Here is a 13,656-nt window from a genome sequence, read left to right on the forward strand (position 1 = left end):
TATTTCATATAGATTGTATAGGCATATGTAAAGGCGGAATGCACAGTTCCGCCTTTTTTAGATTAGAGAAAGGAAGGCGTTATGCTGTCTTTTGATAAAATGACCATAAAGTCCCAGGAGGCGCTGTCCCAAGCTCAGCAGCTTGCCGGTGAGCACGGACACGCTCAGATAGAACCGATACATTTATTTCACAGCATATCATCAAGTTCGGAAGGCATTGCCCGGGCCATGTTTAAAAAAGCCGGGGCTGATCCGGAAGCCTTGTTCAGGCGGGCCGAACAGGAGCTGGCGCGCCTGCCGCGGGTGAGCGGCGGGGTGGGTCAGGTTACCCTGTCCAAAGAAACGGCGGCTTTGTACGAAACTGCGCACAAGGAAGCCAATCAACTCAAAGATGAATATGTCAGTATCGAGCATGTGCTGCTGGCTATGAGCGAGGATTCGGGAGCGGCCGGCCGGCTGATGCGCGAAAACGGTGTAAACCGGGATCTGCTGCTGCGAACTCTTAAAGAAATACGCGGGTCCCAGCGCGTGACGGATCAGAATCCGGAAGAGAAATACCAGGCGCTGCAGAAATATGCGCGGGATCTGAACGATCTGGCGCGGCGCAATAAACTCGATCCGGTGATTGGCCGCGATGACGAGATCCGGCGGGTGCTGCGTGTGCTGTCCCGGCGTACCAAAAACAATCCCGTACTCATCGGCGAGCCGGGTGTGGGCAAAACCGCGATTGCCGAAGGTCTGGCGCATCGGATCATCGAGGGAGATGTGCCGGAGAACCTGAAGAGCAAACGCATTCTGGCCCTGGATCTGGGCGCATTGATTGCCGGAGCCAAATTCAGAGGCGAATTTGAAGAGCGCTTAAAAGCGGTGATCAAGGAAATTGCTGCGGCCGAAGGCGAAGTTATTCTGTTTATTGATGAAATTCACACGCTGGTCGGGGCCGGAGCTTCAGAGGGCGCCATGGATGCATCCAACATGCTCAAACCGGCGCTGGCGCGCGGGGATCTGCGTTGTATCGGCGCTACCACTCTGGACGAATACCGCAAGCATATTGAAAAGGATGCGGCCCTGGAACGGCGGTTTCAGCCGGTATTGGTGCGCCAGCCGAATGTGCATGACACCATTTCCATTCTGCGCGGACTCAAGGAAAAATACGAAGTCCATCACGGCGTACGCATCCAGGACAATGCGATCATTGCCGCCTCGACCTTAGCGGACCGGTATATCACGGACCGGTTTCTGCCGGACAAGGCCATTGATCTGATCGATGAGGCGGCCTCCAAGCTGCGCATCGAGATCGACAGCATGCCGGTGGAGCTGGATGAAGTGGACCGCAAATGCAAGCAGCTGGAAATTGAAAAACAGGCGCTGAAAAAGGAAAAAGACAAAGAATCCAGAGAGCGTCTGGAGCGGGTGAACCAGGACCTGGCGGATTACGAAGAGAAACGCAATGAACTGCGCGCGCACTGGGAGATTGAAAAGAATCAGATTTCTGCAATCCGGTCTTTGAAAGAGAATCTGGAACATACCAAAGGCGAGGCGCAGCGTGCCGAACGCGAAGGCGATTTGAATCGCGCCGCTGAATTGAAATACGGCCGGGTTCGCGAGCTGGAAAAGCAGCTGGAAGAGGCCAATCAGAAACTGATTGATGTTCAGAAAGACCGGAGGATGCTCAAGGAAGAAGTGGAAGATGAGGATATTGCCGAAGTGGTATCCCGCTGGACCGGTATTCCGGTGAGCCGCATGCTGGAAGGCGAGCGCGAAAAACTGCTGAAAATGGAAGAGCGCATCCATCAGCGGCTGGTGGGGCAGGACGAAGCCGTGACCTCGGTGGCGAACGCCATCCGTCGTGCGCGTGCGGGACTGCAGGACAAGGCGCGTCCCATCGGTTCGTTCGTTTTTCTGGGGTCCACCGGTGTCGGGAAAACCGAACTGGCGCGGGCGCTGGCCGAGTTTTTATTTGATGATGAACATGCCATGGTGCGCATTGACATGTCCGAGTATATGGAACGGCATTCGGTCTCGCGGCTGATTGGCGCACCGCCCGGATACGTGGGTTATGAAGAAGGCGGTCAATTGACCGAAGCCGTGCGCAGGCGACCTTACTCGGTGCTGCTGCTGGACGAGATTGAAAAAGCGCATCACGAGGTCTTTAATATTCTGCTGCAGGTTCTGGATGAAGGCCGGCTGACGGACAACAAGGGCCGCACCGTGGATTTCAGGAATACGATCATCATCATGACGTCGAATATCGGCGCTCAGCTGATTATGCAGGAATCCGAAACAATCACCGAAGATAATCGCGAGGCGGTGTATGAAACGATCCGGAGTCAGGTGCTCAAAATGTTAAAAGACCAGCTGCGTCCGGAGTTTCTGAATCGCATTGATGATATCATTGTCTTTCATGCTCTGAACAAATCCGAGATCCGGGAGATTGTCGGTCTTCAGGTTAAATTTGTTCAGGATCTGCTGGCTGACAAAAATATGATGATCGAGCTGAGTTCCGAGGCCATGGACTGGCTGGCGGAACACGGGTATGATCCGGCGTTCGGCGCCCGGCCGCTCAAGCGTTTTGTGCAGAAGGAACTTGTGAATCGCATCGCCACGCTGATCCTGGAAGGTCGGTATGAACACGGCGACACGATACGGATCGATATAAAGCAAAATTTGCTTGATTTTCAGTGAAAAAAAGAATACTTTGCCTATTCATGTTTGGAACTTTAAGCTACAATAGTCGTTCAATGGACGATCATTATTTAAGGAGGAAGCTCTACATGAAACAAAGCGGGATACAGAGTACGATTTTTCTTGTCGCAGGAATGATTCTGGTTATGACGGTTGGCTGCGGAGAACAATTGACAGAGCAGCAGTTGCTCGCCAAAGTTCAGGATTTTCAGGACAGTCAGCAGTGGGAAAAAGTTGCAGACACTTACGACACACTGCTGCAATCCTATCCAGAGTCTGATAAAGCTCCCGAGTACATGTATAATTTGGGCATGGTTTACTCGAACAATCTTCAGGATTATGACAAAGCTGTTGAAACCTGGGAACAGTTATTGGAACAATATCCGGACAGTCATTTGCTGACCAACACAAAGTTTATGATCGGATACTGCTATGCCAATAACATCCAGGACCTGGACAAAGCGCGTGAAAAATATCAGGCGTTTTTACAGAAACATCCTGATCATGAATTGGCCCCATCCGTGAAATGGGAACTGGACCATCTCGGTCAGGATATTAGTGACATTGAACTGGAACTGAACGCTAATGTGACGGAATGATGTAGAAAACCTTTCCTTTTTACACAAATACAGATTGATTCATGATAAAAGAGCCGAGTTATTCGGCTCTTTTAAAACCCAACAGGCAAAATGGAGTCAGCATGTCATTATTGAGGCTGTATCCGACGGGTCTTGTGCTGCTTTTGCTCTGGATTCCTCTGTTCGCACAAGACACCACACGCACGCAGACGAACGACACAGGCATAGAAATCACAGCGTTTGTAACGCCCGATCCGGTGGCTCAGAACCGCAGTGCGAAACTGACTGTTCGCTTGATGTGGTACGGTGATCTGGATCGTTATGACATTCATCCCCTTGACACCCCTATTATTGAAAATTTTGAACTCCAAGGCTCCGGCTCGGCCAACCGCATCAATGTGCAGGACGGCCGTCGGACGGCGGTGCGTGAATATACCTATACCCTGAACCCTCAGGCCATGGGCATGGCTTATGTGGAAGGTATGATTCTGACCTACACGGATCTTGAAACGGACACAGATTTTCGACTGGTCACGCAGCGCATCCCGGTTCAGGTTGTAGAACCCGTCAAAGAAAGCGGGGGTTGGCCCTGGACGATGTGGGTGATACTGGCGGGCGTGCTGGTCGGTGGTCTCGGCGCAGGCGGCTATTTGTACAGGCGGCGCCGGATTGCGGAAACGGGAACGGAAGACGTGTCGGTGGCGCTCGAACAGGTATTCCAGCAGGAGCTGGTCTCTGAGGTAGATTTGAACGATCCGAATCTGAACACGGCCGAAGCCTATATCTATCTGTCCCGTCTGCTGCGCCGTTTTTTGTCGCAAAAATTTGATCTGCCCGGACTGGAGGCCACGACACCGGAGTTACTCAACGGGATGCGGTCCAAAGGGTTTTCTGCCTCCTTTACGGACTCGGTGGGCTCCATTCTTGAACTCGCGGATGCGGTTAAATTTTCCGGAAAACGGATCGGGAAACAGGATATGGATCAGTGTTATCTGCGCATCGAATCCATTTTGGACAAGAGTTCAAAGCAGGAAATCGAACAGTTTTTTGAAAACAGTCAAAACAATTCTATAAATGAATAGTCGGCATGGAGGATAACGTGAGTATAGACATCAATGCCATCAATGAAAAGATTGAAAAAGAGAGTCAATTTATTGACAAGATCAGGGAAGAAATCAGCAGGGTTATTGTCGGTCAGCATTACATGGTGGAACGGCTGCTGATCGGGTTGCTGTCTGACGGCCATATTCTACTGGAAGGGGTTCCCGGTCTGGCAAAGACCATGACAGTCCAAACCCTTTCAGATACCATCAAAACCCAGTTTCAGCGTATCCAGTTCACTCCGGATCTGTTGCCCGCTGATGTGATGGGTACAGTGATCTTTGAACAGAAATCCGGAAAATTCCTGGTCAAAAAAGGTCCGGTGTTTTCCAATCTGGTGCTGGCTGATGAAATCAACCGCTCGCCCGCCAAGGTGCAATCGGCTTTGCTGGAAGCCATGCAGGAACGCCAGGTAACCATTGGTGACGAGACCTTTAAACTGCCGGCGCCGTTTCTTGTGCTGGCCACGCAGAATCCGATTGAGCAGGAAGGCACCTATCCATTGCCGGAAGCCCAGGTCGACCGGTTTATGCTTAAACTCTCGGTTGGATACCCGGATCGAGAGGAAGAGCTGGAGATCATGCGCCGCATGACAAAAATTGAAACACCCACCGCCCGTGCCGTGGTGACTCCGGAAGATATCCTGAACGCCAAAAAGATGGTGCACGAAATTTATATCGATCCCAAGATCGAAAATTACATTGTTGATATTGTATTTGCATCGCGGAAACCTGCTGATTACGGTCTGGACGATCTGGCCGAACTCGTACAATTCGGAGCGTCTCCGCGCGCCTCAATTTTTCTGAGTATGGCCTCGCGCGCGCATGCATTTTTACAACGCCGCGGATTTGTCAGTCCCGAGGACGTACGCTCCATCGCCCTGGATGTTCTGCGTCACCGGGTGATTCCGACATATGAGGCGGAAGCGGAAGAAATTACCTCGGAAGACATTGTGCGCAAGATCATCAACAAGATTGAAGTGCCCTAACAAAGTCGAACGGAAATCAGAGAGGTTCTGTTGATACCCAAGGAGATATTAAAAAAGGTCAAGCGAATCGAGATCCAGACCCGGGGGCTGGTTAACGATGTGTTTTCCGGTGAGTACCATTCGGTATTCAAAGGGCGTGGTATGGAGTTCGCCGAAGTGCGTGAATATCAGTACGGCGATGACATTCGCAATATCGACTGGAACGTCACCGCCCGTCAGAATCATCCGTTTGTCAAAGTGTTTGAGGAGGAACGCGAACTCACGGTGATGCTCCTGGTGGATGTGAGCTCGTCCGGGGAATTCGGCACCTTTGAACAGATGAAAGGTGAAATTGCGGCTGAAATCTGTGCGCTTTTGGCGTTTTCGGCGATTAAAAATAATGACAAAGTCGGTTTGTTGATCTTTTCAGATACAATCGAGAAATTTATCCCGCCGAAAAAAGGAAAGTCACATGTACTGCGGGTGATCCGCGAAATATTGTACCACAAACCGCGCGGCAGTCAAACCGATATCGGACAGGCGCTCGAATATTTATCCCGGGTAACCCGGCGGCATGCTGTGGTGTTTTTGATTTCTGATTTTTTAAGTTCGGGTTACGAAAAGGCCCTGCAGATTGCCAACCGGCGGCACGATGTGGTGGCTATTACCATTACAGATCCGCGTGAAGTGGATTTGCCGGACGTCGGGTTTATTGAACTCGAGGATGCCGAGACCGGTGAAACGTTTTTACTGGATACATCCAATCCGGGTGTGAGAAGTGATTTTACGGAAAAGACCCATACCGCTGTCGCGGAACGGGAAAAGCTGTTCCGGTCACTGGATGTAGATACGGTGGATATACGGACGGATCAGTCTTATGTGGAACCGTTAATCCGGTTTTTCCGCATGCGCGCCAAGCGGTTCCGATAAATTTGTCAGCATTATGGAGGAAATATGCGAGCGTTAGTTGTCATCTTGTTATCTGTGGTTCTCCTTTCGAGCTGCGGTGACTCTAAAAATCAGGCGAAAAATGGCGATGAGATGCGCGAGTATGCCGGCGCTTTGATCAATAAATCATTGTACCAGCAGGCTGTGGATGTCTATGATCAGTATCTGAACGAATTCGATATAGATCCCCAGGAACGCGCCAATGTGAATTATATCATTGCCAATACCTATTTTGAACGCATCAGGGATTATGAAAAAGCTTTGTCCTATTATTTGAAAATCAAACACATGTATCCGGAGAGCGGATTTATGGACGAGGTGAACAAAAAAGTTGTGGCCTGTCTGGAACGTCTGGAGCGCACCGAAGATGCGCAGCAGGCACTTGACGAAGCCGTACAGATGGACGAAGGAGATGTCAGAAAACAGCGTCCGGGTGAGGTGATTGCACGCATTGGTGAACGCGAGATCACCCAGGGCGATTTGAATTTCGAACTCGAGCAGCTGCCGCCGAGTGTGCGCAATCAGGTGATGGAAACAGAGCAAAAACGTCAGTTTCTGCGCGAATATATTGCCACCGAGTTATTGTACGACACGGCCAAACGCGCCGGTCTGGACAAGGACCCTGAAGTGATTGAAGGAACGTTTCAGGCCAAAAAATCGTTGATGGTGAACAAACTGTTGCAGCAACGTGTGTCGGATAATGTGGATATCGACCGCAATGATGTTGAACTGTACTACAAGGCCAACACGGAACGGTATTCGGAAAAAGATGAGGACGGCAACATTGTGCGCGAAAAACCGCTGAACGAGGTATTTGAGCAGGTTCAGCAGGATTTGATGCGGGAACGCACTATGCAGAAATATCAAAATATGATCACGCGCATGTTCAATTCGGAAGGTGTAAAAATTTACGAGGACAGGCTGGAATAGCAGCGGGAAAGGCGTTGACGTTTTATGAAGATGCTGGCGACAATACTTTTAATCTGTCTGAGTCTGGCGGCTCAGGTGTGCGGACAGGTCACGGTTGAATCGATGGTGGACAGCAACACAATACTCATCGGTGATGTCATTACCTATTCCGTGATTGTGAAACATGATCCGGATGTGGAACTGGATCTGCTGGAACTGGCGGAGAATCTGGGTCAATTCGAGCTGCGGAATTACGATAAAAAAGAGCCAGAAAAACAGGACGGACAGATTGTAGAGCGGATCGATTACGAGATATCAACCTTTGAGAGCGGTGAGTTTGAAATTCCGCCTCTGCAGATCGGTTATCAGCTGCCCGGCGACAGCACCCGCTACCGGATTAAAAGCGAACCGATATTGATAAGTGTGGAGAGCCTGAACCCGGATGACAGCGGAGATATCCGCGGCATCAAGCCGGTGAAGACACCGTCCTACAACTATGCCCGGCTGTACCGCAATATTGCGATCGGTATGTTCGGCGCACTGCTGGTTGCAGCGCTGGTCTGGGTGATTCTGCGCCGCCGGCGCGGAGAATCGATTCTGCCGGGCCGCAACGCGCCGCCGCGTCCCGCGCACGACATTGCGCTTGAACGCCTGACGGCATTGCAACAGTCAACATTGATTGAAAATGAACAGATTAAAGATTATTACACGGAATTGTCTGAAGCGTTGAGAGAATATATTGCCAACCGGTATTTTATACACGCTCTGGAAATGACGACTCTGGAATTATTGCAGCATATGAAACGCGAGACGATTCAAAGCGAAACCATTGAACAACTGCACGACCTGCTTTCGGTCTGCGATTTGGTCAAGTTTGCCGGTTTTATCCCGGATGCGGGTGAGCACGAACGCCTGCTGCAGTCCGGATTCGAGTTTGTAAACAATACCAAAATCAGCCTGGCTGTCCCGGATATGCCGGAGGCGGATACGGAAGAAGCGGAAACAGAGGATGCATCTGCGGCATCCGGGGAGGTAAAGGATGCTTAGGTTCGCGAATCCCGAATTTCTGCTTTTGCTCCTGGCCGTGCCTGCAATGATTTACGGGTATATCCGGCGGCACCGAGCGCGCGAGGGCGGGGCCACATTGCGGTATTCAAATCTGGGACTGGTGAAAAAGGCCGGTTCCACAGCGCGGAAAAAATACCGGCACAGTTTGTTTGTGTTTCGGGTGCTAACTGTTATTTTTTTGGTGATTGTTCTGGCGCGTCCGCAATCCGGACAAAAAGAGACCGAGGTGCACACCGAAGGCGTTGATATTATTTTGGCCATGGATATTTCCAGCAGTATGCGGGCAGAGGATTTCAAACCGAAAAACCGTCTGGAAGCCGCCAAGATTGTGGCCACGGATTTTATTCAGGGCCGCCAAAACGATCGGATCGGTTTGGTGGTGTTTGCCGCGCAGAGTTTTACCCAGTGTCCCCTGACGCTCGATTACGGTATTCTTTTACAATTTCTGGAAAAAATCGAGATCGGTCTGATCGATGACGGTACGGCCATCGGTATGGCGCTGGGCAATTGCGTCAACCGGCTGCGCAACAGCAAGGCAAAAAGCAAGGTTATTATTCTATTGACGGACGGGCGCAACAACCGCGGTGAACTGGATCCGCAGACGGCGGCCAAAGTGGCTGAAGCGTATAATCTCAAAATCTATACGATCGGTGTGGGAAAGCGCGGTGAAGCTCTGTACCCGGTTCAGGATCCGGTGTTCGGCAAACGCTACGTGCGCATGCCCGTACAGATCGACGAAGAGCTGCTCGAAAAGATTGCATCGACCACCGGCGGCCGTTATTTCCGCGCCACCGATAAAACCAGTCTGGAACAGATTTTTGATGAGATTGATCAGCTGGAAAAAACCAAAATTGAGGTCAAGGAATATACCCGTTACCGCGAACTGTTCATTCCGTTCCTGCTCGCGGCGCTGGGTCTGATTCTTTTGGAAATTGTTTTGGCCAACACTGTTTTTCGAAAAATACCGTGATGCAAAAGGATGAATATGCTTAGATTCGGAAATCCCACTATCTTGCACTTGCTCTGGCTGCTGCCGCTTTTAATTCTGTTTTACCTGTATGCGTTCAGGATCAAACAGCGGGCTCTGGCGCGCTTCGGAAACCCGGAATTGCTCAAAAAACTCATGCGCAATACCAGCAGAAAACGTCAGGTGACCAAAATCAGTTTGATTCTGATTGCTGTTTGCTTTATGATTTTTTCGCTGGCCCGGCCGCAGATCGGCACCAAAGTCGAAACCGTCAAGCGCGAAGGTATTGATATTCTGGTGGCGATTGACGTTTCCAAATCCATGTTGGCGCGGGATATCCAGCCGAGCCGATTGGAAAAGGCCAAGCACGAAGTGGAAAGCTTGATTCATCGTCTTGAAGGCGACCGCATCGGTTTGATTGCCTTTGCCGGTGTTCCCTTTGTGCAGTGTCCGCTGACTCTGGATTATGGCGCTGCAAGTATCTTTCTGGATATTATGGATCCGGCGCTGATCCCTACACCGGGAACCGCTATCGGCGCGGCTATTGAAAAAGCGATGCAGACGTTTGATCAGAAAGAACGCAAACACAAAGTGCTGATCCTGATTACAGACGGCGAAGATCACAAGGGCAAGGCATTGGATATTGCCAAGCAGGCAGAACGCGAAGGCATCAAGATTTATGCGGTGGGAATCGGTTCTCCCAAAGGCGAGCCCATTCCGGCAGCCACCGGCAGTTCCGGGTTTGAAAAAGACCGGGAAGGTCAGGTGATTATTACCAAACTTGATGAAATGACCCTTGAAAAAATTGCACTGCAGACCGGAGGTAAATATTTCAGGGCCACCAGCGGTGAGAGTGAACTGGATCGGATTTATGATGATATTTCAAAAATGGAAAAAAAGGAACTCGGATCACTGAAATATTCGCAATTTGAAGACCGGTTTCAATATCTTGTTATTATTGCATTGATATTACTTTTGGTTGAATTTGCACTGTCGGAGCGCGTCAAGGTCAAACGTGAGTGGCGCGGACGGTTTATGTAAAGCAGTTAAACGATCGAGTAGGCTTATGATACGATATCAAAAATTATTTATTCTGTGTCTGGTTGTGTTTATGGCTGTGTCTGCCGGTTATGGAGCCCAGGAGCGTAAAAAAGTGATCCAGGGCAATGACCTGTTTGAACAGGAGAAATATGACGCCGCACTGGATAAATACAGAGATGCATTAACCAGCAACCCGGAATCCCCGCTGATCGAGTACAATATCGGCGCTTCGGAATACCGTAAGCAAAATATGAAACCGCATTGGAGCAGTTTGAAAAATCTTTAAAAAGCGATGACATTGACATACAGTCGGATGCATATTATAACATGGGCAACGCGCTGTACCGGATGCAGAAATTGCCGGAAAGCATAATGGCCTATAAAAAGGCGTTGGAACTGGATCCGGAGGATCAGGATGCCAAGTACAATCTGGAATATGTGCGTAAGAAATTAAAAGATCAGCCAAAGGATCAGCAGCAGCAAAACCAGCAGCAACAGCAAAATCAACAACAAAACCAGCAGCAGCAAAAGAATAAACAGCAGCAGGATCAGCAGAACCAGCAGCAGAACCAGGAACAGCAGCAAGCGGAGGAGCAGACACAGAAACAGCAGGGTGAGGAGCAGCAAGAGCAGCAGAAACAGCAGGAACAGCAATCCGAGCAGCGTCAGGCTCAACCGGCCGGAGAAGAAGAAAAGCTTTCAAAAAAGGATGCGGAACGAATTCTGCAGGCGCTGCAGGAAGATAAGGAGAAAATGCAGGATGCCCGCAGACGCCAGGTACCGGGCAACGCGCGTGTTTTAAAGGATTGGTAAACCCGATATGAAAACGATAAACTATTTTTGTCTGGTTGTTTTGTTGTTTTATGCAGGTTCAATGAACGCGCAGGATCTGAACGTACAAGCCAGTGTGGATCGCACCCGCCTCAGTGTGAATGACCGTTTGACATTAACCGTTGAATTATCCGGAAGTGACGCCCGGCAGGCGGGACGTCCGGATCTGCCGGATATGCAGGGCTTTTTACAGTTTCTGGGATCCGGAGGCACGTCCCAGAATATCAGTATTGTCAATGGCAAAATGTCGGCGTCCAAAGCATTTACGTTTTATTACCGGGCATCAAAAGCCGGTTCATTTACCATTCCTGCGATTCAGGTGACGCATAAAGGCCAGACCGTGAGCAGTGATCCCATTCCACTCACCATTATGCAGTCGGGAGCACAGCCGAGCCGGACGCCCTCTGATCAGACAGAGGGACTGGACGATCACCTGATGGTGCGCGCGCTGGTGGATAAAAAGCAAGTTTATCAGCATGAACCCGTGCACGTGACGTATCGGATTTACGCCAGAGTCAATGTAACCAGTTATGGAATTTCGAAATTGCCGGAGCTGACCGGATTCTGGTCTGAAGATTTTGATATGCCGTCGCGACCGCAAACCCGGCAGGAGGTGATCAACGGAAACCGCTATACGGTGGCGGACATCAAGCGTACGGCGCTGTTCCCCACGTCACAGGGGAAAAAAACCATCGGTCCGCTGGTCCTGGATTGTGAGATCCGCATGCAGCGGGGTTCGGGGCGCGACGTGTTTGATTCATTTTTCGATGATCCGTTCGGCCGAACGGTGCGCAAAAGCATCTCGAGCGAGCCCGTTGATATCACGGTCAAACCGCTGCCGAAAAACGGCCGCCCGCCCGGATTTTCCGGCGCTGTCGGGCAGTACCAGCTCGACGCTGGTATTGACAAGCGCCAGGTCGAAACCGATGAAGCCATTACCTTGAAAGTGACCCTTTCCGGAACCGGCAATATCAAGATGCTGCCGGTTCCGGAACCGGACTTTCCGTCTGACTTTGAATTGTACGATCCGAAAGTGACGCAGACTGTCAACCGCAGCGGGGACCGCATCACCGGAAATAAAACAGTCGAATATGTGCTCATTCCCCGATTTCCGGGCGAGCAGCGCATCCCGCCTGTGCGGTTTTCGTATTTTAACCCGAAAACAAAATCCTATGAAACGCTGTCCTCGCCCGAGTTTATCATATCCGTATCCAAAAGCGATGACACGTACAGCGCCCCGGCTGCCGGATTGAGCCGGGAAGAGGTCAAGCTTTTGGGACAGGATATTCATTTTATCAAACTGGAATCAGGTTCATTTCAGCGGCTCGGATCGCATTTTTATAACAGTTTAGTGTTTATCCTGCTGGCATTTATCCCGCTTGCCGGTATTGCAGGTACGGCTGTTTATAAAAAGCAGCGCGACAAATTGTCGCAAAATTACGCGTATGCGCGCCGGAAAAAAGCCAATGCCATGGCTATGAAACGGCTCAGCCGGGCCAAAGCGGTCATGAATGTGGATACGCAGAAACAGTTTTATTCTGAAATTTCCGACGCCCTGTACGGGTTCGCCGCTGATAAACTCAATAAGGAAAAAGCCGGGCTGCTCAGTTCAGAGATTGAAAAAGAATTTAAAATCCGAACTGTTCCGCAGGATTTCCGGAACGAGTTTTTTGATCTGCTCAAGACCTGTGACTTTATGAGATTTGCCCCTGCCGGCGGTACGGAAGAAGATATGGAACAGTTCTATCAGAGGGCAAAAGAAATGATTATCAAACTGGAAAAAGAATTTTAAATGAAAACGTTACTATTGATTCTTCTGTTTGCTGTTGGTGTTCTTTACGGACAGCAGCAAGTCGAGTACCTGTTTGAAAAGGGCAATGACCTGTACAAGGACGGCAGCTATGAGAAGGCCATTGAGGTCTATGAATCGATTGTTGCCAATGATTATGAGAGCGCTGAGTTGTATTATAACCTCGGGAATGCCTATTACAAGCTCCGGGATATGGGACATGCGATTCTATACTATGAACGGGCGCGGGAACTGGCTCCCGGCGATGCGGATATTTCGCATAATTTAAAACTGGCGGAACTGCGGGTTGTGGACAAGGTACAGTCGCCCCCCTCATTTTTGCAGCGCACCTGGCAGACGGTTCGCGATGCGCTGGCTCTGGACTATGTTGCTGCACTGACACTTTTTCTTCGGATGGTCACGAGTGTGGTGATCATATTGCGGTTATTGATGTCCCGGGCCGGAGTGCAAAAATGGCTTCGATTTGTGTTTTCGCCGGTTTTGATTCTGTTTGTTCTCTCACTATGTTTTTTTGTTCTACGGTTAAACTATGATGCTTCACATGACCAGGCGGTTGTTATGTCCGACAGGGTTGAGATCAAAAGCTCCCCGACGCCGGATGCGCAAACCGTGTTTGCCCTGCATGAAGGCGTCAAGGTTACGATCACCGATCAGGCCGATCAATATTACCGGATCCAGCTCAAAGACGGTAAAATCGGCTGGCTGATTCAAAACGCGGTCGAAAAGATATAGGTTTTGACTGATCCGCCGG

The 13,656-nt window shown here is 50.2% G+C and carries 13 protein-coding genes; all 13 read left to right on the plus strand.

What is annotated here, in order from left to right; genetic code table 11:
* Nucleotides 1-81: 81 nt before the first annotated feature.
* The 13 genes from clpB (at nucleotide 82) to U5R06_24075 (ending at nucleotide 13,637) form a co-directional block, all read left to right on the plus strand.
* Nucleotides 82-2,685, plus strand: coding sequence for an ATP-dependent chaperone ClpB (clpB, locus tag U5R06_24015; GenBank protein MDZ7725805.1), 2,604 nt, complete (start codon nucleotides 82-84; stop codon nucleotides 2,683-2,685).
* Between the two features lie 89 nt (nucleotides 2,686-2,774).
* A complete protein-coding gene (locus U5R06_24020; GenBank protein MDZ7725806.1) occupies nucleotides 2,775-3,284 on the plus strand; it encodes a tetratricopeptide repeat protein in 510 nt (169 codons plus the stop codon).
* Between the two features lie 101 nt (nucleotides 3,285-3,385).
* Entirely contained in the window at nucleotides 3,386-4,345 is a 960-nt protein-coding gene (locus U5R06_24025; protein MDZ7725807.1) for a hypothetical protein, read from the plus strand.
* Nucleotides 4,346-4,362: 17 nt separating this feature from the next.
* Nucleotides 4,363-5,352, plus strand: a complete 990-nt coding sequence (locus U5R06_24030; GenBank protein ID MDZ7725808.1) for a MoxR family ATPase — start codon at nucleotides 4,363-4,365, stop codon at nucleotides 5,350-5,352.
* A gap of 30 nt (nucleotides 5,353-5,382) precedes the next feature.
* Nucleotides 5,383-6,261, plus strand: coding sequence for a DUF58 domain-containing protein (locus tag U5R06_24035; protein ID MDZ7725809.1), 879 nt, complete (start codon nucleotides 5,383-5,385; stop codon nucleotides 6,259-6,261).
* A 24-nt stretch (nucleotides 6,262-6,285) separates the two neighbouring features.
* A complete protein-coding gene (locus U5R06_24040; GenBank protein MDZ7725810.1) occupies nucleotides 6,286-7,209 on the plus strand; it encodes a hypothetical protein in 924 nt (307 codons plus the stop codon).
* Nucleotides 7,210-7,233: 24 nt separating this feature from the next.
* On the plus strand, nucleotides 7,234-8,235 hold the full coding sequence (locus U5R06_24045; GenBank protein MDZ7725811.1) for a hypothetical protein: 1,002 nt from the start codon (nucleotides 7,234-7,236) through the stop codon (nucleotides 8,233-8,235).
* Nucleotides 8,228-9,226: a VWA domain-containing protein gene (locus U5R06_24050; GenBank protein ID MDZ7725812.1), complete on the plus strand. Its 999-nt coding sequence runs from the start codon at nucleotides 8,228-8,230 to the stop codon at nucleotides 9,224-9,226. Before U5R06_24045 ends, U5R06_24050 begins: the two co-directional genes overlap by 8 nt.
* Before the next feature lie 15 nt (nucleotides 9,227-9,241).
* On the plus strand, nucleotides 9,242-10,264 hold the full coding sequence (locus U5R06_24055) for a VWA domain-containing protein (protein ID MDZ7725813.1): 1,023 nt from the start codon (nucleotides 9,242-9,244) through the stop codon (nucleotides 10,262-10,264).
* 25 nt (nucleotides 10,265-10,289) lie between these two features.
* Nucleotides 10,290-10,550, plus strand: a complete 261-nt coding sequence (locus U5R06_24060) for a tetratricopeptide repeat protein (protein ID MDZ7725814.1) — start codon at nucleotides 10,290-10,292, stop codon at nucleotides 10,548-10,550.
* Entirely contained in the window at nucleotides 10,526-11,077 is a 552-nt protein-coding gene (locus tag U5R06_24065; GenBank protein MDZ7725815.1) for a tetratricopeptide repeat protein, read from the plus strand. The genes U5R06_24060 and U5R06_24065 overlap by 25 nt, the downstream gene beginning before the upstream one ends.
* 7 nt (nucleotides 11,078-11,084) lie before the next feature.
* Nucleotides 11,085-12,887, plus strand: coding sequence for a BatD family protein (locus tag U5R06_24070; GenBank protein ID MDZ7725816.1), 1,803 nt, complete (start codon nucleotides 11,085-11,087; stop codon nucleotides 12,885-12,887).
* The gene (locus tag U5R06_24075; GenBank protein MDZ7725817.1) at nucleotides 12,888-13,637 is read left to right on the plus strand and encodes a tetratricopeptide repeat protein; all 750 of its coding nucleotides are present in this window, start codon (nucleotides 12,888-12,890) and stop codon (nucleotides 13,635-13,637) included. It begins immediately after the preceding gene.
* Nucleotides 13,638-13,656 lie beyond the last annotated feature (19 nt).

It is taken from the genome of candidate division KSB1 bacterium (assembly GCA_034521575.1).
Taxonomy (GTDB): Bacteria; Zhuqueibacterota; Zhuqueibacteria; order Residuimicrobiales; family Krinioviventaceae; genus JAXHMJ01.